The 22,952-nt window shown below is 51.2% G+C and carries 24 protein-coding genes and 2 pseudogenes; 18 read left to right on the forward strand and 8 right to left on the reverse strand.

Annotated elements, in window-relative coordinates; translation table 11 throughout:
* Nucleotides 1–701: 701 nt before the first annotated feature.
* The 3 genes from SBG_RS12405 to tctD form a co-directional block, all read right to left on the reverse strand.
* Nucleotides 702–1,715, reverse strand: a complete 1,014-nt coding sequence (locus tag SBG_RS12405; protein WP_001015468.1) for a HoxN/HupN/NixA family nickel/cobalt transporter — start codon at nt 1,713–1,715, stop codon at nt 702–704.
* A gap of 132 nt (nt 1,716–1,847) precedes the next feature.
* Nucleotides 1,848–3,266 (reverse strand): sensor histidine kinase, encoded by a 1,419-nt coding sequence (locus SBG_RS12410; RefSeq protein ID WP_000872350.1) that lies wholly within the window; start codon nt 3,264–3,266, stop codon nt 1,848–1,850.
* The gene (gene tctD / locus SBG_RS12415) at nt 3,253–3,927 is read right to left on the reverse strand and encodes a transcriptional regulator TctD (RefSeq protein ID WP_001237928.1); all 675 of its coding nucleotides are present in this window, start codon (nt 3,925–3,927) and stop codon (nt 3,253–3,255) included. The genes SBG_RS12410 and tctD overlap by 14 nt, the downstream gene beginning before the upstream one ends.
* Nucleotides 3,928–4,081: 154 nt before the next feature.
* Between tctD and SBG_RS12425 the strand changes: the two genes are divergently transcribed.
* From SBG_RS12425 to csiR, 9 genes are all read left to right on the forward strand, one after another.
* On the forward strand, nt 4,082–5,059 hold the full coding sequence (locus SBG_RS12425; protein ID WP_000744419.1) for a Bug family tripartite tricarboxylate transporter substrate binding protein: 978 nt from the start codon (nt 4,082–4,084) through the stop codon (nt 5,057–5,059).
* A gap of 14 nt (nt 5,060–5,073) precedes the next feature.
* Nucleotides 5,074–5,505, forward strand: a complete 432-nt coding sequence (locus SBG_RS12430; RefSeq protein ID WP_001283753.1) for a tripartite tricarboxylate transporter TctB family protein — start codon at nt 5,074–5,076, stop codon at nt 5,503–5,505.
* Nucleotides 5,506–5,515: 10 nt separating this feature from the next.
* Nucleotides 5,516–7,030 carry a tripartite tricarboxylate transporter permease gene (locus SBG_RS12435; protein WP_000382026.1) on the forward strand — a complete coding sequence of 505 codons (1,515 nt, stop codon included), beginning with the start codon at nt 5,516–5,518 and terminating at the stop codon, nt 7,028–7,030.
* A gap of 331 nt (nt 7,031–7,361) precedes the next feature.
* Nucleotides 7,362–8,339, forward strand: coding sequence for a glutarate dioxygenase GlaH (gene glaH / locus SBG_RS12440; protein ID WP_000993088.1), 978 nt, complete (start codon nt 7,362–7,364; stop codon nt 8,337–8,339).
* 26 nt (nt 8,340–8,365) lie between these two features.
* A complete protein-coding gene (gene lhgO / locus SBG_RS12445; RefSeq protein ID WP_000271911.1) occupies nt 8,366–9,634 on the forward strand; it encodes an L-2-hydroxyglutarate oxidase in 1,269 nt (422 codons plus the stop codon).
* Nucleotides 9,635–9,655: 21 nt separating this feature from the next.
* Nucleotides 9,656–11,104: an NADP-dependent succinate-semialdehyde dehydrogenase gene (gene gabD / locus SBG_RS12450; protein ID WP_001176539.1), complete on the forward strand. Its 1,449-nt coding sequence runs from the start codon at nt 9,656–9,658 to the stop codon at nt 11,102–11,104.
* A 14-nt stretch (nt 11,105–11,118) separates the two neighbouring features.
* Nucleotides 11,119–12,402: a 4-aminobutyrate--2-oxoglutarate transaminase gene (gene gabT, locus SBG_RS12455; RefSeq protein ID WP_001095410.1), complete on the forward strand. Its 1,284-nt coding sequence runs from the start codon at nt 11,119–11,121 to the stop codon at nt 12,400–12,402.
* A gap of 112 nt (nt 12,403–12,514) precedes the next feature.
* A complete protein-coding gene (gene gabP / locus SBG_RS12460; protein ID WP_000531293.1) occupies nt 12,515–13,915 on the forward strand; it encodes a GABA permease in 1,401 nt (466 codons plus the stop codon).
* Between the two features lie 42 nt (nt 13,916–13,957).
* Nucleotides 13,958–14,650, forward strand: a complete 693-nt coding sequence (gene csiR, locus SBG_RS12465; RefSeq protein WP_000126158.1) for a DNA-binding transcriptional regulator CsiR — start codon at nt 13,958–13,960, stop codon at nt 14,648–14,650.
* Between the two features lie 6 nt (nt 14,651–14,656).
* On the opposite strand, the gene lysM is transcribed toward csiR, so the two are convergent.
* Nucleotides 14,657–15,106 (reverse strand): peptidoglycan-binding protein LysM, encoded by a 450-nt coding sequence (lysM, locus tag SBG_RS12470; RefSeq protein ID WP_015702978.1) that lies wholly within the window; start codon nt 15,104–15,106, stop codon nt 14,657–14,659.
* A gap of 95 nt (nt 15,107–15,201) precedes the next feature.
* Nucleotides 15,202–15,360 (reverse strand): YqaE/Pmp3 family membrane protein, encoded by a 159-nt coding sequence (locus tag SBG_RS12475; RefSeq protein ID WP_000508175.1) that lies wholly within the window; start codon nt 15,358–15,360, stop codon nt 15,202–15,204.
* Between the two features lie 182 nt (nt 15,361–15,542).
* Between SBG_RS12475 and SBG_RS12480 the strand changes: the two genes are divergently transcribed.
* From SBG_RS12480 to SBG_RS12490, 3 genes are all read left to right on the forward strand, one after another.
* Nucleotides 15,543–15,842, forward strand: a complete 300-nt coding sequence (locus SBG_RS12480) for an ArsR/SmtB family transcription factor (RefSeq protein ID WP_000137435.1) — start codon at nt 15,543–15,545, stop codon at nt 15,840–15,842.
* Between the two features lie 9 nt (nt 15,843–15,851).
* Nucleotides 15,852–16,379, forward strand: coding sequence for a rhodanese family protein (locus tag SBG_RS12485; protein ID WP_000022001.1), 528 nt, complete (start codon nt 15,852–15,854; stop codon nt 16,377–16,379).
* Between the two features lie 130 nt (nt 16,380–16,509).
* Nucleotides 16,510–16,689 carry a hypothetical protein gene (locus SBG_RS12490; protein WP_000457914.1) on the forward strand — a complete coding sequence of 60 codons (180 nt, stop codon included), beginning with the start codon at nt 16,510–16,512 and terminating at the stop codon, nt 16,687–16,689.
* Between the two features lie 103 nt (nt 16,690–16,792).
* On the opposite strand, the gene stpA is transcribed toward SBG_RS12490, so the two are convergent.
* Nucleotides 16,793–17,194, reverse strand: coding sequence for a DNA-binding protein StpA (gene stpA, locus SBG_RS12495; RefSeq protein WP_001051102.1), 402 nt, complete (start codon nt 17,192–17,194; stop codon nt 16,793–16,795).
* Between the two features lie 697 nt (nt 17,195–17,891).
* Here stpA and alaE point away from each other — a divergent pair.
* On the forward strand, nt 17,892–18,341 hold the full coding sequence (gene alaE / locus SBG_RS12500; protein ID WP_000492672.1) for an L-alanine exporter AlaE: 450 nt from the start codon (nt 17,892–17,894) through the stop codon (nt 18,339–18,341).
* 34 nt (nt 18,342–18,375) lie between these two features.
* Here alaE and SBG_RS12505 read toward each other — a convergent pair whose 3' ends face one another.
* On the reverse strand, nt 18,376–18,726 hold the full coding sequence (locus tag SBG_RS12505; RefSeq protein ID WP_000281301.1) for a DUF2002 family protein: 351 nt from the start codon (nt 18,724–18,726) through the stop codon (nt 18,376–18,378).
* A 161-nt stretch (nt 18,727–18,887) separates the two neighbouring features.
* Between SBG_RS12505 and SBG_RS12510 the strand changes: the two genes are divergently transcribed.
* Nucleotides 18,888–19,214, forward strand: coding sequence for a DUF883 domain-containing protein (locus SBG_RS12510; protein WP_015702979.1), 327 nt, complete (start codon nt 18,888–18,890; stop codon nt 19,212–19,214).
* A 124-nt stretch (nt 19,215–19,338) separates the two neighbouring features.
* Here SBG_RS12510 and SBG_RS12515 read toward each other — a convergent pair.
* Nucleotides 19,339–19,659, reverse strand: a pseudogene (locus tag SBG_RS12515) (PLP-dependent aminotransferase family protein); the annotation flags it as partial.
* Between SBG_RS12515 and SBG_RS12520 the strand changes: the two are divergent.
* The 4 genes and pseudogenes from SBG_RS12520 to nrdE all read left to right on the forward strand — a co-directional run.
* Nucleotides 19,656–19,914, forward strand: a pseudogene (locus tag SBG_RS12520) (carboxymuconolactone decarboxylase family protein); the annotation flags it as partial. The pseudogenes SBG_RS12515 and SBG_RS12520 overlap by 4 nt on opposite strands.
* Nucleotides 19,915–20,181: 267 nt before the next feature.
* Nucleotides 20,182–20,427 (forward strand): glutaredoxin-like protein NrdH, encoded by a 246-nt coding sequence (gene nrdH / locus SBG_RS12525; RefSeq protein ID WP_000028866.1) that lies wholly within the window; start codon nt 20,182–20,184, stop codon nt 20,425–20,427.
* Nucleotides 20,424–20,834: a class Ib ribonucleoside-diphosphate reductase assembly flavoprotein NrdI gene (nrdI, locus tag SBG_RS12530; RefSeq protein ID WP_000993175.1), complete on the forward strand. Its 411-nt coding sequence runs from the start codon at nt 20,424–20,426 to the stop codon at nt 20,832–20,834. The genes nrdH and nrdI overlap by 4 nt, the downstream gene beginning before the upstream one ends.
* Nucleotides 20,807–22,951 (forward strand): class 1b ribonucleoside-diphosphate reductase subunit alpha, encoded by a 2,145-nt coding sequence (gene nrdE / locus SBG_RS12535; RefSeq protein ID WP_000246187.1) that lies wholly within the window; start codon nt 20,807–20,809, stop codon nt 22,949–22,951. Before nrdI ends, nrdE begins: the two co-directional genes overlap by 28 nt.
* The last annotated feature ends 1 nt before the right edge of the window (nt 22,952 follow it).

Raw genomic sequence — 22,952 nt, forward strand, 5'->3', positions numbered from 1 at the left:
ATAAGTATATTTTTTATGTCCTGATTTTTCATAAAATCTAATGAAAAAATAAACCAAAAAGAAAATCACATCATAATTTAAAAAACACGTTAATCACCATATAATCATAATGACAACTACTCGAAATTCACTTACAATGCATTCGATTTTATGGAGTTGATTAACATAGTATGTTACAGATAACGTGCTAAAAAAGGTACAGCGGTTATACACTTTCATCTGGGTAGCATTAACCGGGTAATCCTTTAATCAACTGGCGGTGCGGCAGGCCAGTAAAGATAAAATGGTGGCTGTAACCATCTTCCGCGCCTATTAGTCTTACTTTATGGCATTACAAGAAATGCAGGTGAGGACTATGCCCGACACGTTATTTGTAAGTCGTTCTTGTGCATATCAATATTCTACCGTCAACAGGGCTAACGTTTTACCGCATTCTTGCTGACAGCAGACTAAAAACGCACTTTAACTCGGGATATCTGATAAGTGGATTATATTATGACACATGCAGACTGGCTGATTCTGGGGTACACTGCCATTATTATTCTATTTGGCATCGCATGTTATATCGGACTGGTTAAACTGATAATGAAAGGCAAACATGAAAAATAACAGGCTTACCGTGAGAAATACCTTCTCCGGGGATAAGATATTGCGGCAATGATGTTCCACCATTGCCGCAATATCATTCTTGTGGAGAGCAATTAGGTATTGAGCGTTATCTTATCGTAGCCGCGCCAGCGATAATTCAACAATGAGAGCAACCAGAATAGTACAAAAGCGCCCACCACCCAGAAGCCCACATACCCCATGTGATCGTTAAGCGTACTGACCATCTCCCAAAATTTTCCACTTAACTGTAACGCATCCTCAATCAGGCCCAGGGCCTCAAGCCCCCCAATCGCCAGCGCCACAATAACGGATGCAGCGGTAATCGTCATATTGTAATAAAGCTTACGTAAAGGATGCGAAAAAGCCCAACCATAAGCGCCAACCATAACAAAGTTATCCAGCGAATCCACCAGCGCCATCCCTGCGGTAAACAGGATCGGAAAAATCATCATCGCCCACAGAGATAGCCCCTGATTGGCTGCCGAGGCTGAAATTCCCAGCAATCCAACCTCGGTTGCGGTATCGAATCCAAGACCAAACAAAAAGCCGACAAAATACATATGCCAGCTGGAAGTGACCAAACGAAATGTACGCTGGAATATACGCGTCATCAGTCCGCCAGATAACGTCTCGCCATGTGCCCCCGCCGGTTCGCCACGTGTAACCGAACGAAATTGACGCCACACACTGAACAAAATAAACAGGTTAAGCAACGCCATCGCCAGCAGAAAAAAAGCGGAAACAGCCGTGCCGATCAATGATCCATACTGATGCAAAATATCAATGCGATCACGAAACGCCATTGACGTCATAACAATCGCCAGACATGCCAGAACGACAATGGTTGAATGCCCTAATGAAAAAAACGCCCCTACACCTAAAGGCGTTTTTCCCTGTTGCATCAACTTGCGGGTGACGGTATCGATGGCTGCGATATGATCGGCATCAACCGCATGACGCAACCCGAAACTATAGGCCAGTAAAGCTGCGCTCAGCATAACCGCATGGTGATGAAATACACAGAATGCCCAAATCCAGGCCAGGATGTTAACACCGACCAGAAAGACAGTTAACGCAATTCCCCGTCGTTTAATATGATGATTCATACTCCTGTACCCACTACCTTTTTATGGATTAACGCTATTATTTGTAGGGGGAATGTATGATCATTTGATAAAAACGTCACACCTCAAGTTGCGTCTTTTTGTAAACTCTCTTTACCGTTGACACATCTGTGGTCATTGTTGTGGCGCAATACTTAAAAAGCGTATCCTTACGTATAGCCCGCCCAACGCTTCGCTACGGGAAAAATGGGGATGAGTACGGTGCAGACGCGCAATATCATTGACCAATGCCAAACCAATGCCCGCCCCGGCAACATTTCCTACGTTATCCAGCCGATGGAATGGCTGCAGAGCCAGATGGATGAGCGCATCATGAATACCGGGACCGCTATCTTCGACAATCAGCGTCACGGCATCACCATCCCGCTCAAGCCGCGCGGTGACGATCCCCTGCTCGGGCGCGTATTTCAGCGCATTATCCAATAAGTTTCCACACAGCTCGCCAAGCAAGACCTCATCCCCGTCGATCCATATCGCTTCCTGTTCGCCTTCATAGCCCAGGTCGATATGTTTACTGCGCGCCTGCGCCAGGCGGGTAAAGCACCCGTTTTGTACGATATTGTACAAATTCACCGGCGAGAAACGCCGTTCGCCCTGTTCCTTATGTTTCACCGCCGAAAGGTGCAGCAATCTTTCCGTAAGCTGAATCGTACTATCCAGTGTGACGCTCATCGCCTCCAGACTTTCATACCAGTGACGGGGCTGCTGACTCGCTAACGCGACCGCTACCTGCGTTTTTAGCACTGCCAGCGGCGTTTTTAGCTGGTGAGAAGCATCGGCGCTAAACCGTTCCTGGCGGGAGAGGATGCCGCGCAGCCTGTCAATGTAGCGATTGAACGCCACAATCAACAGGCGGGTTTCCGACCACGGCAGCAGTTCCGGCAACGGGGTCAGCAGCCCCGGTTCACGCCGTACCATTAATGACGAAAGTTGACGCATAGGCCGCAGAATTCGGCGTAATAACCAGCCAACCAGAACCAGAGTCAGTAATACTAACAACCCCTGTGATATCCAGGAAGAAAACAGCAACTGTCCCGCCAGATAGCGACGGGACTGGAGCGTCTCCGCCACATAAATTTCCGCCATGCCGATAATGCCGCCTTCGTTGACCGGCTGCAGCAAACGCGCGACGCGGATCGCCTCACCGCGATACTCAGTATGATAAAACCATGCCAGCGCTGGATAAAGCCGGGTACGTGGCGTGGCGGGCGGCATGGCTGGCAGGTCGTCGTAACCAGAGATGACCTTTCCGGAAGGGTCCACAACTTTATAATAGAGCCGATCGTTCATATTGAGTTCGAAGCTATCCAGTACAACCCAGGGTACGTTAACTTCCAGATGGCTATTACGTACCACCAGCCGTTCCGATACCGTTCGCGCCGAAGAGAGCAGAGTGCGGTCATAAGCCTGTGTAGCAGCCTGCAACGCATTAACATAGCTGTTAAAGGCCGACAGCCCCCATAACAGAATCAGCGGCAGCCCCAAAAAAAGTAAGAGTTGTAGATATAGCGACTGCGGCTTAACCCACTTCATCGCCGCGCTCCAGCACATAACCCAGGCCCCGCAGCGTGGTGATGCGCACATCGCTTCCCTGTAGCTTTTTACGCAACCGATGAATATAGAGTTCAATACTGTCGGGACTGACCTCATCATTTAAGCTGAACATCTGTTCAAAAAGCTGCTGGCGCGAGACTGGCCGAGTTCGCCGGTACATCAATACAGTTAAGAGCGCCTGCTCGCGCGGCGTCAGCGCCAGCGGCTGTCCCTGCAACAGAAAATAACCTTCATCGTGAAAGCTCAGTTCGCCCAGTTGCTGAATTTCGTGGACCTGCCCTGCGCTGCGCCGGAGCAAAGCGCGTAAACGGGCATCCAGCTCTTCCAGTTCAAAAGGTTTCGGTAGATAGTCATCCGCGCCGACGTTGAGACCTTTCACGCGATCCGCCACTGCGCTTCGCGCCGTGAGCAGCAAAACGGGCAAAGTCTGGCCGCGTTTACGCAGTCGTTGTACCACCTCCAGTCCGTCCATTCCCGGCATATTAATATCCAGCACTGCCAGTACATACGTTTCACGGTGCAGAAGATGATCGGCAGCCAGTCCGTCAAATACGCAGTCCACGGCAAAGCCGTTTTGCACCAGCGCTTTCTCCAGCCAGTGAGCCAACTCACGGTTATCTTCTGCCAATAAGAGACGCATATCACATCCTGTAAAGTTTCTGCCGCATTGAAAGGGAATTGAAAGGTTATTGTTTTAACAATCATGCAACCGAACTGCTACATGTCGGCTCACATAATCACAAAAATCTTCTTCCGAACCTGAAAAATCCGGTCGTCCGGCGTGAGGATAAAAAATGAAAAAACAATTACTTCGTACCCTTACTGCAAGCATTTTATTAATGAGTACCTCTGTTCTGGCGCAACAGGCGCCATCGCGAACGGAATGTATTGCGCCAGCCAAACCCGGCGGCGGTTTCGACCTCACCTGTAAGCTGATTCAGGTCAGTCTGCTGGAAACTGGCGCAATCGAAAAACCCATGCGAGTAACCTATATGCCCGGCGGCGTCGGGGCCGTGGCGTATAACGCCATCGTCGCCCAGCGCCCAGGGGAACCCGGAACCGTGGTTGCCTTTTCCGGCGGTTCACTACTTAACCTGTCGCAGGGCAAATTTGGTCGCTACGGTGTGGATGATGTTCGCTGGCTGGCAAGCGTGGGAACCGATTACGGCATGATCGCCGTTCGTGCGGACTCCCCGTGGAAAACACTGAAAGATTTGATGACAGCGATGGAAAAAGATCCTAACAGCGTGGTCATTGGCGCAGGCGCTTCTATCGGCAGCCAGGACTGGATGAAGTCGGCGTTGCTGGCGCAAAAAGCGAGCGTCGATCCACACAAGATGCGCTATGTAGCCTTTGAAGGCGGCGGCGAGCCGGTGACGGCCTTGATGGGTAACCATGTTCAGGTGGTCTCCGGCGATCTCAGTGAAATGGTGCCTTATCTGAGCGGCGACAAAATCCGCGTCCTGGCCGTCTTTTCAGAAAACCGGCTGCCGGGCCAGCTTGCCGGTATCCCCACAGCTAAAGAACAAGGCTACGATCTTGTGTGGCCCATTATTCGCGGCTTCTACGTTGGGCCGAAAGTCAGTGATGCCGATTACCAGTGGTGGGTAGAAACCTTCAAAAAACTTCAGCAAACCGACGAGTTCAAAAAGCAGCGCGATCTGCGCGGTCTGTTTGAGTTCAACATGACCGGCCAGCAACTTGATGACTACGTCAAAAAACAGGTCACCGATTACCGTGAACAGGCGAAAGCCTTCGGACTGGCGAAATAAACAGGGAGGCAAAGATGAGCGATCGTATCTTTGCAGGTATCTGGCTATTGCTCTGTATCGCCGGGCTATTTATCGCCTGGCAGATCCAAAGCGAATACAGTTATGAACCTGTCGGCCCCCGCCCTTTTCCGTTGGGGATTATCGGCCTGATGGCGCTATGCGCTCTGGCGTTGTTATTGCGACATCCTGACACGGTTAGCTGGCCGCGCCGCCATGTTCTGCAAAAGCTAATCACCATGATAATCATTCTGTTGATGTATGCCTGGGGATTCGAATGGCTGGGTTTTCCCATTGCCACCGCGCTTCTCACCATGGTTATCGGGATGCTGTTCGGCGCCACGATTCCGGCAGCGGGCATTTCCGGCGCAATATTGGGCATCCTGCTATGGTATGCCTTTGATCGGCTGCTTGATGTCACCTTACCTCTCGGCGCCTGGCTGAGTTAACGGAGCAACGATGGATACCTGGATATATCTTTCTCAGGGTTTTGCGGTGGCAATGACGCCGGAAAACCTGGTAATCGCATTGATTGGCTGCTTCGTGGGCACTATTGTCGGCCTGTTGCCAGGACTTGGGCCAATCAACGGCGTGGCTATCTTACTGCCGCTGGCCTTTGCGTTGCATCTGCCTGCGGAGTCAGCGCTGATTCTGCTGGCGACAGTGTACATTGGGTGTGAATATGGCGGCAGGATCTCCTCCATACTACTCAACGTTCCTGGCGATGCGGCGGCGATTATGACCGCGCTGGACGGTTACCCAATGGCGCAGCAAGGGAAAGGCGGCGTGGCGCTGTCGATTTCCGCAGTCAGCTCATTCTTCGGTTCGTTAATCGCTATCGGCGGCATCATTCTGTTCGCGCCTGCACTGGCGCAATGGTCGCTGGCCTTTGGCCCGGCGGAATATTTCGCCTTAATGGTTTTTGCCATCGCCTGTCTTGGCAGCATGATGGCGCAAAACCCGCTTAAATCATTTCTGGCAGCGCTAATCGGTCTTGGCCTTGCGACCGTCGGCGTAGACGCCAACACCGGGGTTTATCGCTTTACCTTTGACAGCGTTCATCTTTCTGACGGTGTGCAGTTTATCGTTGTGGTGATCGGTCTGTTCTCAGTATCAGAAATACTGTTAATGCTGGAACATACCAGCAGCGGGCAAACACTGGTTCGCAAAACGGGTCGTATGTTGTTCAATCTAAAAGAAGGCGCGCAGTGTATCGGCACCACCCTGCGTTCTTCGGTGATCGGCTTTTTTGTCGGCGTATTGCCCGGCGCCGGGGCGACCATCGCCAGCGCCATCACCTATATGACCGAGAAAAAACTCAGCGGTAACAGCGATAGCTTCGGTAAAGGGGATATTCGCGGCGTCGCGGCGCCGGAGGCGGCAAACAACGCCTCTGCCTGCGGCTCCTTTATCCCGATGCTGACTCTGGGCGTCCCCGGTTCCGGTACAACGGCAGTGATGATGGGCGCGCTGACGCTATACAACATCACGCCAGGCCCGGCGATGTTCACTGAACAGCCGGATATTGTCTGGGGGCTCATCGCTGCGCTACTGATTGCAAACGTCATGCTGCTGATCATGAACATCCCGCTAATCGGTCTGTTTACCCGTATGCTTACCATTCCGCTGTGGTTCCTGGTACCCGCCATCGCCGCGGTATCGGCAGTCGGAGTGTATGCGGTACACAGCACCACCTTTGATCTGGTATTAATGGTCGCGCTCGGCGTATTGGGGTACATTTTGCGTAAAATGCACTTCCCGATGTCGCCGCTGATCCTGGGCTTCGTACTGGGTGAAATGCTGGAGCAGAACCTGCGCCGCGCGCTTTCCATCAGTAACGGCAATATGGCGATTTTGTGGGAAAGCGGCGTCGCCAAAGCGCTGCTACTCATGGCAATCATGGTCATTATCGTGCCGCCAGTGCTACGTCTGATCCGTAAACGCAGCCGTAAACCGCAGGTTAACGCAGGTTAATGTACTACTGAAAAACGTCTTTGTCCGGCCTGAACATTCATATGTCAGGCCGGACAAACGCGCCAGTAGCGCCACCCAATACCATTCTTATCGCATTTGCCTGTTTGTCCTGTAACCTCCTGATTTTAATAACACGTCTTACGCTATCCGCCTATTCTTGCGCTTAACCCTTATCGCCATAATGTTAAATATTTGTTGTTTTTGATCACAATAATTAAACAAAATCGATTATTTCATAGGCGTTCATGAAAAATGTCGATATTTTTAATTTATGGCTACGAAATGAGCATCGCCATGTCTCCCTGCCCATTTACCGAGAGGAACGATTCTGATGAATGCACTGACTGCCGTAAAAGCTAACGCGGATGATGTAGTCCAACGCTACCCCGGTTTTACCTTTGTCCCTTCGGCGCAATCGCCGCGCCTGCTGGCGTTGACATTTACGGCGGATACCACAACGCAGTTTCTCCAACAGGTTGCGCAATGGCCGGTACAGGCGCTGGAATACAAATCTTTCTTACGTTTTAAAATCGGCAAGATCCTCGACGATCTGTGCGGTAACCAGCTACAACCGCTGTTGATCAAAACGCTGCTTAACCGTGCGGAAGGCGCGCTGTTGATCAACGCCGAAGGGATCGATGACGTTGCGCAGGCAGACGAAATGGTGAAACTGGCGACGGCGGTGGCGCATCTTATTGGCCGCTCCAACTACGATGCAATGAGCGGCCAGTACTATGCGCGCTTTGTGGTTAAAAATATCGATAATTCAGACAGTTACCTTAGACAACCCCACCGCGTGATGGAGCTGCACAACGACGGTACCTATGTTGAAGAAGTGACCGACTACGTACTGATGATGAAAATCGACGAACAAAATATGGAAGGCGGTAATTCGCTGCTGCTGCACCTCGATGACTGGGAACATCTGGAGTCGTTTTTTACCCATCCACTGGCGCGCCGCGTCATGCGCTGGGCAGCGCCGCCGAGCAAGAACGTTAGCCATGACGCCTGGCATTCGGTATTTGATGTCGACCAGCAAGGCCGTCCGGTCATGCGCTATATCGACCAGTTCGTCCAGCCAAAAGACTTTGAAGAAGGCGTCTGGCTCAGCGAACTTTCAGATGCGCTGGAAACCAGTAAAAACATTCTCTCGGTTCCGGTACCGGTGGGCAAATTCCTGCTGATTAATAATCTGTTCTGGTTGCATGGACGCGATCGTTTTACGCCACATCCTGACCTGCGCCGCGAACTGATGCGTCAGCGAGGTTACTTCGCTTACGCTGCCAGCCACTATCAAACTCATCAATAAGCGCCCACGGCGAAGGAATTACGCGGATGTATGACTTTGTAATTATTGGCGGCGGTATTATCGGCATGTCGACCGCCATGCAACTTATTGATGTCTATCCTGATGCGCGTATCGCGTTGCTGGAAAAAGAGTCCGCGCCAGCCTGTCACCAGACGGGCCACAACAGCGGCGTGATCCATGCGGGGGTTTACTATACGCCCGGCAGCCTCAAAGCACGGTTTTGTCTGGCGGGCAATCAGGCAACCAAAACCTTTTGCGATCAAAACGGCCTCCACTATGACATCTGCGGCAAAATGCTGGTCGCCACTTCTGATCTGGAAATGGCGCGGATGCGCGCGCTGTGGGAGCGAACGGCGGCCAATGGCCTGGAGCGCGAATGGCTAAGCGCGGCGGAGCTGCGCGAACGTGAACCGAACATCAGGGGCCTGGGGGCTGTCTTTGTCCCTTCCAGCGGGATTGTTAGCTACCGTGATGTCGCGACGGCCATGGCGCACCGCTTTCAGGCCAAAGGCGGCGAGATTATCTACCATGCCGACGTCTGCGCGCTCAAAGAACATGCCACTGGTATTGTTATTCGTACTTCACAAGGCCGGGAAATCGACGCCGCGACGCTTATCAGTTGCGCGGGACTGATGGCGGATCGGCTGGTCAAAATGCTGGGGGTGGAGCCCGGTTTTATTATCTGTCCTTTCCGCGGCGAATATTTTCGTCTGGCACCGAAACATAACCGCATCGTTAACCACTTAATCTACCCGATCCCCGATCCAGCGATGCCGTTTCTCGGCGTCCATCTTACCCGTATGATCGACGGCAGCGTCACGGTCGGGCCGAACGCGGTACTGGCGCTTAAACGCGAAGGTTACCGTAAGCGCGACATCTCCTTCACCGATACGCTGGAAATCCTCCTCTCCTCCGGCATTCGTCGCGTACTGCAAAACCATCTGCTTTCAGGACTGGGCGAGATGAAAAATTCGCTATGCAAAAGCGGCTATTTACGACAGGTACAAAAATACTGCCCCAGCCTGACCGTCAACGATCTTCAGCCCTGGCCGGCGGGGGTGCGGGCGCAGGCGGTTTCGCCGGACGGCAAACTGATTGATGATTTTCTGTTTGTTACGACGCCACGTTCGATTCATACCTGTAATGCCCCTTCCCCGGCGGCGACATCGGCGATACCTATCGGCGCGCATATCGTCAGCAAAGTGCAGACATTGCGCGAAGGCCAGGTTAACCCCGGACGTACACTGCGTGCGGCACGCCGTGTAGACGCATTACACGCCGCATTTACCCGTTAACCCTTCAGACAGGAAGCAATTATGCAACTTAATGACTCTACCCTGTTCCGCCAGCAGGCGTTTATCGACGGCAACTGGCGCGACGCACACGGCGGCGACGTCATCACCGTGAGCAACCCCGCCAACGGCAAAACGCTCGGTACGGTACCTAAAATGGGCGCGAAAGAGACCCGTGATGCCATCGACGCCGCTAATCGCGCCCTACCCGCCTGGCGCGCACTCACCGCTAAAGAGCGAGCCACGGCTCTGCGTCGCTGGTTCAATCTGATGATGGAACATCAGGACGATCTGGCGCGTCTGATGACGTTGGAACAGGGCAAACCACTGGCGGAAGCGAAAGGCGAAATCAGCTATGCTGCCTCGTTTATTGAGTGGTTCGCCGAAGAGGGTAAGCGCATCTACGGTGACACCATTCCAGGCCATCAGGCCGATAAGCGGCTGATTGTGATTAAACAGCCCATCGGTGTCACCGCCGCAATTACCCCGTGGAACTTCCCTTCAGCAATGATTACCCGCAAAGCCGGTCCTGCACTGGCCGCGGGTTGCACGATGGTGCTCAAACCCGCCAGCCAGACGCCGTTTTCCGCACTGGCGCTGGCGGAATTGGCCCATCGCGCTGGGATACCGGCAGGCGTCTTTAACGTTGTTACCGGTTCAGCAGGCGATGTCGGCGGCGAACTCACCAGCAACCCGCTGGTGCGTAAACTGTCGTTTACCGGCTCAACGGAAATTGGCCGTCAGTTGATGGAACAGTGCGCCAAAGACATTAAAAAAGTATCGCTGGAATTAGGCGGTAATGCGCCATTTATTGTCTTTGACGACGCCGACCTGGACAAAGCCGTAGAGGGCGCGCTGGCCTCAAAGTTTCGTAACGCCGGACAAACCTGCGTCTGCGCCAATAGGTTGTATGTTCAGGATGGCGTTTACGAGCGTTTTGCCGACAAACTCCGCCAGGCGGTAAGCAAACTTACGGTCGGTGACGGCCTGCAAGCCGACGTCACCATCGGACCACTGATTGATGAAAAGGCCGTAGCGAAAGTCCAGGAGCATATTGCCGACGCGCTGGAAAAAGGCGCCCGCGTCATCACAGGCGGTGATGCACACAAATCAGGCGGCAATTTCTTTCAACCGACTATTCTGGCCGACGTCCCCTCTAATGCGAAAGTTGCTAAAGAGGAGACGTTCGGTCCGCTCGCCCCCTTGTTCCGTTTTAGCGACGAGGCGGACGTCATCAGGCAGGCCAACGACACAGAATTCGGCCTGGCGGCCTATTTTTACGCACGTGATTTAAGCCGCGTTTTTCGCGTTGGCGAAGCACTGGAATACGGCATCGTGGGTATTAATACCGGCATTATCTCTAACGAAGTCGCGCCTTTCGGCGGGATCAAAGCTTCCGGTTTAGGCCGTGAAGGTTCTAAATACGGTATCGAAGATTATTTAGAAATCAAATACATGTGTATCGGCCTTTAACCGGGGAGTCGCTAATGAATACCAATAAAGCATTAATGCAGCGCCGTGATGACGCCGTCCCTCGCGGCGTGGGTCAGATTCACCCTATATTCGCCGAACGGGCAGAAAATTGTCGCGTCTGGGATGTGGAAGGCCACGAATATCTTGATTTCGCGGGTGGCATTGCCGTCCTCAATACCGGTCATTTACATCCGGGCATTGTTTCAGCGGTCGAAGCGCAGTTGAAGAAATTGTCGCATACCTGTTTTCAGGTGCTGGCCTATGAGCCCTATCTGGCGTTGTGCGAACGCATGAATCAAAAGGTACCAGGTGATTTCGCCAAAAAAACATTGCTGGTAACAACCGGTTCTGAAGCAGTTGAAAACGCGGTGAAAATCGCCCGCGCAGCAACCAAACGTAGCGGCGCTATCGCCTTTAGCGGCGCTTACCACGGACGCACCCACTACACGCTCTCGCTAACCGGGAAAGTAAACCCTTACTCCGCTGGCATGGGGTTGATGCCAGGCCATGTCTACCGCGCGCTTTATCCCTGCCCATTACACGGCATCAGCGATGACGACGCGATCGCCAGCATTGAACGCATTTTTAAAAATGATGCCGCGCCGGAAGATATCGCCACCATAATTATTGAACCGGTCCAGGGCGAAGGCGGATTTTACGCCGCCTCTCCCGCGTTTATGCAGCGACTTCGTGCGCTATGCGACCAACACGGCATTATGCTGATCGCCGATGAGGTGCAAAGTGGCGCAGGTCGTACCGGTACACTGTTCGCTATGGAGCAGATGGGTGTTGCAGCGGATATCACCACTTTTGCAAAATCGATTGCCGGTGGTTTCCCGCTGGCAGGCGTCACTGGCCGGGCGGAGGTGATGGACGCCATCGCACCGGGTGGCCTGGGCGGTACCTATGCCGGAAACCCGATTGCCTGCGCCGCCGCGCTGGCGGTACTGGACATTTTCGAGCACGAAAATCTGCTGCAAAAAGCGAATACGCTTGGCAAAACGCTACGCGATGGCCTGATGGAGATAGCGGAAACTCACCATGAAATTGGCGACGTCCGCGGGCTGGGCGCCATGATCGCTATCGAGTTGTTCGAAAAAGGCGCCCCCGGTAAACCGAACGCAGCGCTGGCCGCCGATATTGTTGCCCGCGCCCGCGACAAAGGGCTGATTCTGCTGTCATGCGGTCCTTACCACAATATCCTGCGCATCCTCGTCCCACTGACAATTGAAGCGCCCCAGATTCGGCAAGGTCTGGAGATTATCGCTCAGTGTTTTGATGAGGCGAAACAACGCTAACCCCGCTGTGTCGCCAGCCGGTATAGACGTTTAATAACAATAATACGCGTGCCCCGACGCGGGAATGTCGGAGTGCTCTCCCAAGTGACAGACTTTCGAGAGGTTAAAAAAGATGGGGCAATTGTCAGAATCACAGGCGTTAGGGGGCGGGCTGAAATCACGCCACGTTACCATGCTATCGATCGCTGGCGTGATCGGCGCCAGCCTGTTTGTCGGCTCCAGCGTGGCGATTGCGGAGGCCGGGCCTGCGGTACTACTGGCCTATCTGTTCGCAGGCCTGCTGGTGGTCATGATTATGCGAATGCTGGCTGAAATGGCCGTTGCTACACCAGATACCGGTTCTTTTTCCACCTATGCGGATAAAGCGATTGGTCCCTGGGCTGGGTATACTATCGGCTGGTTATACTGGTGGTTTTGGGTACTGGTTATTCCGCTGGAAGCCAATATCGCCGCTATTATTCTGCATTCATGGATACCGGGTATTCCTGTCTGGCTATTTTCATTAGTGATTACGCTCGCCTTAACCGGAAGTAATTTATTGAGCGTCAAGAATTACGGTGAATTCGAATTCTGGCTGGCGCTGTGTAAAGTGATTGCTATCCTGATGTTTATTGCGCTGGGCGCGGCGGCGATTAGCGGTTTTTATCCTTATGCCGAGGTAAGCGGTATCTCCCGACTGTGGGATCACGGCGGTTTTATGCCTAACGGTTTCGGCGCGGTGTTGAGCGCTATGTTGATCACTATGTTCTCTTTTATGGGCGCCGAGATCGTCACTATTGCCGCCGCAGAATCCGACACGCCAGATAAACATATCGTACGCGCCACCAATTCCGTTATCTGGCGAATCTCCCTTTTTTACCTGTGTTCCATTTTTGTGGTCGTCGCATTAATCCCGTGGAATATGCCGGGCCTGAAAAACGTAGGTTCGTACCGTTCGGTACTGGAGCTACTGCATATTCCACACGCGAAGTTTATTATGGATTGCGTGATTTTGTTGTCGGTGACGAGTTGTCTGAATTCAGCGTTGTATACCGCATCCCGAATGCTCTATTCTCTTAGCCGCCGCGGCGATGCGCCCACGATAATGGGAAAAACTAACCGTAGCAAAACGCCCTGGGTCGCAGTTCTGCTCTCTACCGGCGCGGCGTTTTTAACCGTTATTGTTAACTATTACGCCCCGGCAAAAGTGTTTAAATTTCTCATCGACAGTTCAGGCGCCATCGCTTTGCTGGTCTATCTGGTGATTGCGATTTCACAATTGCGGATGCGTAAAATCCTGCTGGCGCAGGGCGGAGAAATTAAGTTGAAAATGTGGCTCTATCCGTGGCTTACCTGGCTGGTTATCGGCTTTATCTGTTTTGTGCTGGTAGTCATGCTATTTCGACCAGCGCAACAATTAGAAGTCATTTCAACAGGCCTGCTGGGGATGGGAATTATTTGTACCGTACCGATTATGTCACGGTGGAAAAAACTGTCAGGTTGGCAAAAATTCCCTATACAAAATCTACGTTAGCGTTATTCCCGGCATCAGCCGGGAAGTTTCTCAGGAGAAACAATGACCGCCCTTTCCCAACCAACAGCCATAGATGGATATCGTTGGCTTAAAAATGACATTATTCGCGGGACGTATCAGCCGGATGAAAAACTACGGATGAGCTTATTAACCTCCCGCTATGCGCTCGGCGTGGGGCCGCTGCGTGAGGCGCTGTCACAACTGGTAGCGGAACGGCTGGTCACCGTGGTGAATCAAAAAGGCTATCGCGTGGCGTCTATGTCAGAGGCGGAACTCCTGGATATCTTTGATGCCCGCGCCAATATGGAGGCGATGCTGGTACGCCTGGCGATTGAGCGCGGCGATGATGCGTGGGAGGCGGAGATTCTGGCGCGAGCGCACATGCTCAGTAAACTGGAAGCCAGCGATGCCAGTGAACGTATGCTTGATGAATGGGATCTGCGACATCAGGCGTTCCATTCCGCGATTGTCGCCGGTTGCGGCTCGCGGTATTTGCTCCAGATGCGCGAACGGTTATTTGATCTCGCGGCGCGCTACCGCTTTATTTGGTTACGTGAAACCGTTCTGTCGGTTGAGATGCTGGAAGATAAACATATTCAGCACCACACGCTGACAGAAGCGATTCTGGCGCGCGAAGCGACACGCGCCAGTGAATTAATGCGTCAGCATTTGCTGACGCCGATTCCCATTATTCGGCAGGCAATGTCAGGAAAAATAAAGCCAAAATCTGCCTAATCACTCTTATTCTTCGGGAATACGCAGCACTTGCCCTGGATATATTTTTTCCGGGCTTTTCAGCATCGGCTTATTCGCCTCGAAAATTTTATTGTACAGATTGGCATTACCATACACTTGCTTTGATATTGCGCTCAGAGTATCGCCTGATTTGACGGTATAAAATTGACTTTCAGCCGCAGGCGTTGCGGTTTTAACCTGATCGTCCACACTGCTAATTCCGGCGATATTCCCTACCGCAACCAGAATTTTTTCTTTTGCCTCCTGACTCAATCCATCGCCCGTCACCGTCGCTTTTCCATCCGCAATTTGCACATTCACTTTGTCCGCGTCTGGTATCCCCGTTTTATTTAAATGCTCCTGAACTTTTTTCGCCTGCTCGTCTTTATCATGATTGGCAGTCACCGCGTCCCAAAGTTTTTCGCCCGCATCTTTTACAAAATTAAAGAGACCCATATTCACCTCACTGGTTAAACACACAGAGAAAAGTGTAGCAGAGAGAATGAGGTTATCCTGATAAACGGCGCTGATGCGCCGCCCGGGAGAGATCATTAATGACGCATCTGAACCCAAAACGCGTGGATGAGACCCGGAATATATCCGAGCAATGTCAGCAAGATATTAAGGATAAATGCCCAGCCGAACCCTTTTCCTAATAGCACACCAAGCGGAGGCAAAATAATCGTAAAAACAATTCTCCAGAAACCCATATACACTCCATACAAGCAAAATTAGTCATTGTTTAAAAAGAGATTTTATCTCTAAGCATAGTCAGTTTACCTGAGCTCGCCAGTTGCGCCTCATGCTTTTACCCTCCTTTACGCTCTTTACGCTGGCATCAGGTTGACGTTTATTTTAGAATTAACTAAATTTAGAAAACACTTAAATACATATGACCGAGCTTGAACAACTCCAGGCCAGCGCTGAACAGGCGGCGGCCCTACTTAAAGCGATGAGCCACCCAAAAAGGTTGCTAATTTTATGTATGCTTTGCGGTTCGCCCAAAACCAGCGCAGGCGAACTGGCGCGTATTACGGGGCTAAGTCCCTCGGCGACATCGCAGCATCTAACCAGGATGCGGGAAGAAGGGTTAATTGACAGTCAGCGCGATGCCCAGCGTATTCACTATTTCATTAAAAACGAGGCAGTTAACGCGCTTATCGCTACGTTAAAGCATCTCTATTGTCCATAAGGAGCCACTATGTCCATTGGGATAATCTCCCCCCGTGAGGCGCAAGCGCTGATGACGCAAGGCGCGAAATTGATTGATGTGCGCGATGCCGATGAATATCTGCGCGAACATATTCCTGGCGCACAACTGGCACCGCTTTCCCGGCTTGAACAGGGCACGCTGCCCACCAACCTGCGAGCGGAACAGATCATTTTTCACTGTCAGTCAGGTAAGCGAACCAGCCACAATGCAGAGAAACTACAGGCCATTGCCGCCCCTGCCCAGGTCAGTTTACTGGAAGGTGGCATTGATGGATGGAAAGCGGCAGGATTTCCCGTCGCTGAAGATAAATCACAGCCACTGCCGCTGATGCGTCAGGTACAAATTGCTGCAGGCGGACTCAGTTTACTCGGCGTTATTCTGGGCTATACCGTTCACAGCGTTTTTTTCCTCGTCAGCGGTTTTGTCGGGGCCGGGTTAATGCTGGCAGGCATGACAGGCTTCTGCGGAATGGCGAGACTGCTGGAAAAAATGCCGTGGAATGCACGTTCCCATTAAGCGGTACATTCATCGCACAGTGGTGGTGTGTAGTCGTGTAAATCGAAGCTTATGGCATTCGTTTAATGGCGCTTTAGCCTGACTGCAATAGAATAAACTTGTGTATAACAGCCTTCAACAGGAGGACGCTATGTTCGCTCCCGGTGATATAGTACAGCCCCGGACGGGGGGGCCAAAGCTGAAAATCATTGAAGTAAATGAGGATAAAATTGTTGCCCTACAGGTCAACAATGAGCAGGGCGAAAAATTGATACTCAAAGCGGCAGATGTCACCCTTTATTCTGAAGACGGTGATTTTGGTCTGTGCTGATTTATCAATATGATAATGGCGCAACGTTTACCTGATCTCTATGCCGGGCTGACCGTTAATAGAGACAGGAAACGAAGCGCCATCTGTTTAGTATTCCCGGCGATTAGATTAAGAAATCATCCAGCGATTTACCTGCAGCCAGCGCCTGGGCAATGGGTTTAGGTGTACGGCCCTGCCCTGTCCAGGTTTTTTCTTCACCATTGAAATCAGTAAAACGATATTTCGCCGGACGCGGTTGCCGCTTTTTAACAGAACGCGGCATGGTTGACTCCATTGCAAATAACTCTTCCGGGTTAATACCGTCTGCTTTCATCAGCTCCAGAAAAGTATTAATTTTCTCTTGTTTCTCGGCAAGCTGGCGCTGCTGCAATTCTTCTTCTTCGCGTCTTTCTTTAGTGACAACCCTGAATTTTTCAAGCATTTCTTCAAGAACGTCAATGGAGAATTCGCGAGCCATAGCGCGCAGTGTGCGGATATTATTTAAGTTCTGTAACATCAAATTCATATCAATAAAAACCTTTTAACGCTGAAAACAAAAAACTATTACAGGCGGTATTGTATTCGATTGCTGATTATATTTCCAGATCCCGAAATTCATTCAGATATACGTGAGAGGAAACAACGGATTATATTAACCCATTATCCGGATTATTATATTCATTACCCCTTTACATTTCAGGTTATTCTGCAGGCAGTATATCCACATCTTATCGACGTGTTACTTATCACTCTGCTCCTCATCAAGAGGAAAGCAGCGGCGGCAGATAACCATTTCCACCGATAAAAATGAATATATTCTCAAAATAAATGATTAGTTAATCAAATAGCAAAGAAAGAGTTTTATGCCAGACAATATGTATAAGCAACGTTAATTATGCTAACAAGAAGAAAAGAAAGTGCCATTATTCCTTGCCCGCTGAATCTGGCAATATTGAGAAAATTGTTCAAAAATGCCAGAAAAACAATAAATTATAACTATATGATTTAAAAAGAGTTAATAACCATCAGCAACAAAAATCCCGCTGCGAGCAAAAAACTAACAACAACAGAGTATTTTATAGACAAACAGCTTAAAAATAAAAATTTTACACTAGTTGATAGTTAGTATGTAGGGATATAACCTATGCAAAAGCAAAAGTGCTTCATGATCTCACTACTCCAACCACCACATGCAGATTTATTCGCCATAAGGAGCAATTAACATGTTCTCTCCACAGTCACGCTTACGTCATGCCGTTGCAGACACGTTTGCGATGGTTGTTTACTGCTCTGTCGTGAACATGTTGATCGAAATATTCCTCTCCGGAATGAGCTTTGAACAATCGCTTTCCTCCAGACTGGTAGCGATACCTGTCAACATTTTGATTGCATGGCCATACGGCGTTTACCGCGATGTCATAATGCGCGCTGCGCGTAAGGCCAGCCCGACAGGGTGGGCCAAAAACCTGGCGGATGTATTGGCTTATGTCACCTTCCAGTCGCCCGTTTATATTATCATCTTGCTGACCGTCGGCGCTGGCTGGCATCAGATAGTGGCCGCCGTGAGTTCAAACATTGTTGTTTCAATGTTAATGGGCGCGGTTTATGGCTACTTCCTGGATTATTGTCGTCGCCTGTTCAAAGTGAGCAGCTACTATCAAGCCAAAGCGTAAGCCTGTTTCGCGACTGGCAACGCCAGCCGCGCCGTTAATCCGGTTTTACATCGCCGAACAGCCCGGTCAAATAACGTTCTAACGCCATTCGTGAACTAAAACCGTGGGGGATACCATAATGTTCGTGGGTCTCACCGCCTAAATAGAGCGGAAAATTCTGGTAGTGATCGCAGGTTTTCATATCCGAAGCCGGTTCAGCCAGTGAGGAGCTGCGGTCTTTCAACCTGGGGTGAATAATCAACGCGGTGCGCCCCATACGCGCCTCACGATTAACATAAACATAATTTTCGCCGCGTCGATAACCATACGTTTTATTCGTCACCACATCGACGATAAATCCTGCCTTTTCCAGTACGCGCGCCACCTCATCAGGTCGTAAATACATATTTTATCCTCATTCTCTTTTACTGCGGACTTACCTTACCTGATAGCGCGTTATCAACGCTTTCAGAAAAGTCCAGAAACGCATGATATCGGCGTAGCGGGCCTCAATCGGTAAAAATATGAACTACACTGAAAGCTACATCGAAATCAATGGAGGATCATATGCTTAATAAACCGAACCGAAACGACGTCGATGAAGGTGTTCAGGATATTCAGAACGATGTCAATCGATTAGCCGATACTCTGGAAGATGTTCTTAAATCCTGGGGAAGCGATGCGAAAGACGAGGCGGAAACCGCACGACGTAAAGCACAGGCGCTCCTGAAAGAGACGCGGGCACGTATGCATGGTCGTACCCGCGTAAAACAAGCCGCCTGTGATGCAATGGGGTGCGCGGATACATTTGTGCGTGAAAAACCCTGGTGTAGTGTGGGAACTGCCGCCGCAGTAGGTATTTTTATCGGGGCGCTGCTCAGTCTGCGTCGCTAACAGTGTCTACTGGCGGATGACGGTATACTTTCTTTATTCGGCCTGCTTAATTGCCGCGGGCCAAAGTAACACCATTCGGCAAAATAGCGATGGCCTCAATCGCCTGTCGAAGCTGCCAGGCGACTTATTCTGCCATTTCGGCAGAAGTAATGTTGGTAAACGACAGTAAAATACCGCCCTTACCTGTCGATGCAATGCGCCAGCGGCTTAACGCCTGAACCGCCAGTCCTGCCTGATTCGCTTTCGCTACCTGCGCTTTATCATCGCCTTCAATCTCAATAACTAATTGAATACCGCCTTTTTGTAAAGTCACAACAAATCCCTGTTCTTTCAGCGCCTTTTCTATCCATAACCGTCGCTGAGTATAATGTTGCCGCATCTTTTTCAGATGCCGCCAGAAATGCCCATCATGTATAAAATCAGCCAGTGTGTGCTGCCACAGCAACGCGTAAAGCTGGCGTAAATCAAGCCAAACTGGATTCGCTGTCAGGCTGGGCGGGTAAGCCACCATTTCAGCGAGCAAGAGTGGGCGGCATTAGCCTGGGCGGAATCGGTGACCCACATTGCCGAAACTCACGCTGAAGATAATGTTTACCTGCCACTGCTCAATCATTTTAGCGCGCGCGAAATCAGCGATCTGACCTTCGCCATCGGTTTGATGAACTGCTTTAACCGGCTGGCGGTCAGTATGCGTATGTGACGCATTTTTGCCGGATGTCACGAAGGTGACCCACTCTGGTATGCGTGAATCGACAGGGCGGCCCGGGCTTTCACGCCGTCCTCCGGAAAAAATTAATCAAGGCTCCTCCCTGCTACGTTCATCAGCGACGTTAACATCAATCGGAAATTCCCATATCTTGTATGGTTGAATCTTAATTCAACTACATCTAGTATTCCCTTTATCAGCACACGACAACCCGACGCGTTTCATCGCGCCGCTTTCTCACCCCAAACGGAAATACGAATCATGAGCATTACTATTTACACTCGCAATAACTGTGTTCAGTGCCACGCCACGAAACGGGCGATGGAAAGCCGTGGATTTGAATTTGAGATGGTGAACGTCGACCTGGTACCGGATGCAGCAGATACACTCCGGGCGCAAGGGTTTCGTCAATTACCAGTGGTCATAGCGGGCGATTTACGCTGGTCAGGTTTCCGCCCGGACATGATTAACCGCATTCATCCAACGCCCCATGCGGCAAGCGCATGAACGCGCTCGTCTACTTCTCCAGCCGCTCTGAGAATACACACCGCTTTATACAGCGTCTGGGGCTGCCCGCCACACGTATTCCGCTCAATGATCAGGAACGTATTCGGGTTGATGAACCGTACATTTTGGTGGTGCCCTCCTATGGCGGGGGCGGGATAGCCGGCGCCGTGCCGCGGCAGGTGATTCGCTTTTTGAATGATGAACACAACCGGGCGCGCATTCGCGGCGTTATCGCCTCCGGTAATCGCAATTTCGGTGATGCCTGGGGTCGTGCTGGCGACGTGATTGCACATAAATGCGGCGTGCCCTGGCTGTACCGCTTTGAGCTCATGGGCACGCCACACGACATCGACAACGTCCGAAAAGGAGTAAATGAATTTTGGCAACAACTATCCCGGAGCGCGTAATGCAGGAAACCATGGATTACCACGCCCTGAACGCGATGCTGAATCTTTATGATAAAGCAGGCCATATTCAGTTCGACAAGGACCAGCAGGCGGTCGACGCCTTCTTCGCCGCCCACGTTCACCCGCATTCCGTGACGTTTGCCAGCCAGGATGAACGTCTGGATACGCTGGTTCGTGACGGCTATTACGATGAGGCTGTTTTGGCACGTTACGATCGCGCTTTTGTCGTCAACCTGTTCGCCCACGCCCATGCCAGCGGCTTTCGCTTCCGGACATTTCTTGGTGCCTGGAAGTTCTATACCAGCTACACGCTGAAAACCTTCGACGGCAAACGCTATCTGGAACACTTTGAAGATCGGGTGACAATGGTAGCGTTGACACTGGCGCAGGGTGACGAGACTCTGGCCACCCGGCTGACCGATGAAATGCTTTCTGGTCGTTTCCAGCCTGCCACCCCGACTTTTTTAAATGGCGGTAAACAACAGCGCGGGGAGCTGGTCTCCTGCTTCCTGCTTCGTATTGAAGACAATATGGAGTCGATCGGACGAGCGGTGAACTCGGCGTTACAACTCTCCAAACGCGGTGGCGGCGTCGCGTTTTTGCTCTCTAATCTGCGCGAGGCGGGTGCGCCGATCAAACGTATTGAGAATCAATCTTCCGGCGTGATCCCGGTGATGAAAATGCTGGAAGATGCGTTTTCGTATGCCAACCAGCTTGGTGCGCGCCAGGGCGCAGGCGCGGTTTATCTCCATGCGCACCATCCGGATATCCTGCGTTTTCTGGATACCAAACGGGAAAATGCCGACGAAAAAATCCGTATCAAAACACTTTCACTCGGCGTGGTGATCCCGGACATCACCTTCCAGCTGGCGAAAGCAAACGCGCAGATGGCGCTCTTTTCGCCCTATGATGTGGAACGACGCTATGGCAAACCGTTCGGCGATATTGCTATTAGCGAACGGTACGATGAATTAATTGCCAATCCGCACGTGCGTAAAACCTATATTAATGCCCGGGACTTTTTTCAGACGCTGGCGGAGATTCAGTTCGAATCCGGGTATCCCTACATCATGTTTGAAGATACGGTAAACCGTGCTAATCCGATTGCTGGCCGCATTAATATGAGCAATCTGTGCTCGGAAATTTTACAGGTTAATAGCGCTTCCCGTTATGATGATAATCTTGACTATACCCACACCGGGCATGACATCTCCTGTAATCTCGGCTCGTTGAATATCGCTCACGTCATGGACTCACCGGACATTGGCCGTACCGTAGAAACCGCGATTCGCGGCCTGACAGCGGTGTCAGACATGAGTCATATACGCAGCGTGCCCTCAATAGCCGCCGGTAATGCCGCCTCTCATGCCATCGGGCTGGGCCAGATGAACCTGCACGGTTATCTGGCGCGGGAAGGCATTGCTTATGGTTCGCCGGAGGCGCTGGATTTCACCAATTTCTATTTTTACACCATTACCTGGCATGCCTTGCATACCTCAATGCAACTGGCCCGTGAGCGCGGCAAAACCTTCGCCGGATTTGCGCAGTCGCGCTATGCCAGCGGCGACTATTTTACGCAATATTTACAGGATGACTGGCAACCGAAAACGGCGAAAGTCAGGGCGCTATTTGCCCGCAGCGGTATTACGCTTCCCACAAGGGAAATGTGGATACAGTTGCGCGACGATGTGATGCGCTACGGCATCTATAACCAGAATTTGCAGGCGGTACCGCCGACCGGTTCGATTTCTTATATTAATCATGCGACCTCCAGCATCCACCCAATTGTGGCAAAAATTGAGATTCGCAAAGAGGGTAAAACCGGACGCGTGTACTACCCTGCGCCATTTATGACCAATGAAAATCTGGACATGTATCAGGATGCTTACGATATCGGTCCGGAAAAAATCATTGATACCTATGCCGAGGCCACGCGCCACGTTGATCAGGGGCTATCGCTCACCCTGTTTTTCCCGGATACCGCCACGACCCGCGATATTAACAAAGCACAGATCTATGCCTGGCGAAAAGGCATTAAATCACTGTATTACATCCGGCTTCGCCAGTTAGCGCTGGAAGGCACTGAAATTGAAGGCTGCGTATCCTGCGCACTGTAAG

Source organism: Salmonella bongori NCTC 12419 (assembly GCF_000252995.1).
GTDB classification, from domain to species: Bacteria; Pseudomonadota; Gammaproteobacteria; order Enterobacterales; family Enterobacteriaceae; genus Salmonella; species Salmonella bongori.

Excerpts from the sequence above, each read along its gene's own strand:
- SBG_RS12405 (WP_001015468.1), bottom strand. The coding sequence starts at position 1,715 with ATGAATCATCATATTAAACGACGGGGAATTGCGTTAACTGTCTTTCTG.
- SBG_RS12410 (WP_000872350.1), bottom strand. The coding sequence starts at position 3,266 with ATGAAGTGGGTTAAGCCGCAGTCGCTATATCTACAACTCTTACTTTTT.
- tctD (WP_001237928.1), bottom strand. The coding sequence starts at position 3,927 with ATGCGTCTCTTATTGGCAGAAGATAACCGTGAGTTGGCTCACTGGCTG.
- SBG_RS12425 (WP_000744419.1), top strand. The coding sequence starts at position 4,082 with ATGAAAAAACAATTACTTCGTACCCTTACTGCAAGCATTTTATTAATG.
- SBG_RS12430 (WP_001283753.1), top strand. The coding sequence starts at position 5,074 with ATGAGCGATCGTATCTTTGCAGGTATCTGGCTATTGCTCTGTATCGCC.
- SBG_RS12435 (WP_000382026.1), top strand. The coding sequence starts at position 5,516 with ATGGATACCTGGATATATCTTTCTCAGGGTTTTGCGGTGGCAATGACG.
- glaH (WP_000993088.1), top strand. The coding sequence starts at position 7,362 with ATGAATGCACTGACTGCCGTAAAAGCTAACGCGGATGATGTAGTCCAA.
- lhgO (WP_000271911.1), top strand. The coding sequence starts at position 8,366 with ATGTATGACTTTGTAATTATTGGCGGCGGTATTATCGGCATGTCGACC.
- gabD (WP_001176539.1), top strand. The coding sequence starts at position 9,656 with ATGCAACTTAATGACTCTACCCTGTTCCGCCAGCAGGCGTTTATCGAC.
- gabT (WP_001095410.1), top strand. The coding sequence starts at position 11,119 with ATGAATACCAATAAAGCATTAATGCAGCGCCGTGATGACGCCGTCCCT.
- gabP (WP_000531293.1), top strand. The coding sequence starts at position 12,515 with ATGGGGCAATTGTCAGAATCACAGGCGTTAGGGGGCGGGCTGAAATCA.
- csiR (WP_000126158.1), top strand. The coding sequence starts at position 13,958 with ATGACCGCCCTTTCCCAACCAACAGCCATAGATGGATATCGTTGGCTT.
- lysM (WP_015702978.1), bottom strand. The coding sequence starts at position 15,106 with ATGGGTCTCTTTAATTTTGTAAAAGATGCGGGCGAAAAACTTTGGGAC.
- SBG_RS12475 (WP_000508175.1), bottom strand. The coding sequence starts at position 15,360 with ATGGGTTTCTGGAGAATTGTTTTTACGATTATTTTGCCTCCGCTTGGT.
- SBG_RS12480 (WP_000137435.1), top strand. The coding sequence starts at position 15,543 with ATGACCGAGCTTGAACAACTCCAGGCCAGCGCTGAACAGGCGGCGGCC.
- SBG_RS12485 (WP_000022001.1), top strand. The coding sequence starts at position 15,852 with ATGTCCATTGGGATAATCTCCCCCCGTGAGGCGCAAGCGCTGATGACG.
- SBG_RS12490 (WP_000457914.1), top strand. The coding sequence starts at position 16,510 with ATGTTCGCTCCCGGTGATATAGTACAGCCCCGGACGGGGGGGCCAAAG.
- stpA (WP_001051102.1), bottom strand. The coding sequence starts at position 17,194 with ATGAATTTGATGTTACAGAACTTAAATAATATCCGCACACTGCGCGCT.
- alaE (WP_000492672.1), top strand. The coding sequence starts at position 17,892 with ATGTTCTCTCCACAGTCACGCTTACGTCATGCCGTTGCAGACACGTTT.
- SBG_RS12505 (WP_000281301.1), bottom strand. The coding sequence starts at position 18,726 with ATGTATTTACGACCTGATGAGGTGGCGCGCGTACTGGAAAAGGCAGGA.
- SBG_RS12510 (WP_015702979.1), top strand. The coding sequence starts at position 18,888 with ATGCTTAATAAACCGAACCGAAACGACGTCGATGAAGGTGTTCAGGAT.
- nrdH (WP_000028866.1), top strand. The coding sequence starts at position 20,182 with ATGAGCATTACTATTTACACTCGCAATAACTGTGTTCAGTGCCACGCC.
- nrdI (WP_000993175.1), top strand. The coding sequence starts at position 20,424 with ATGAACGCGCTCGTCTACTTCTCCAGCCGCTCTGAGAATACACACCGC.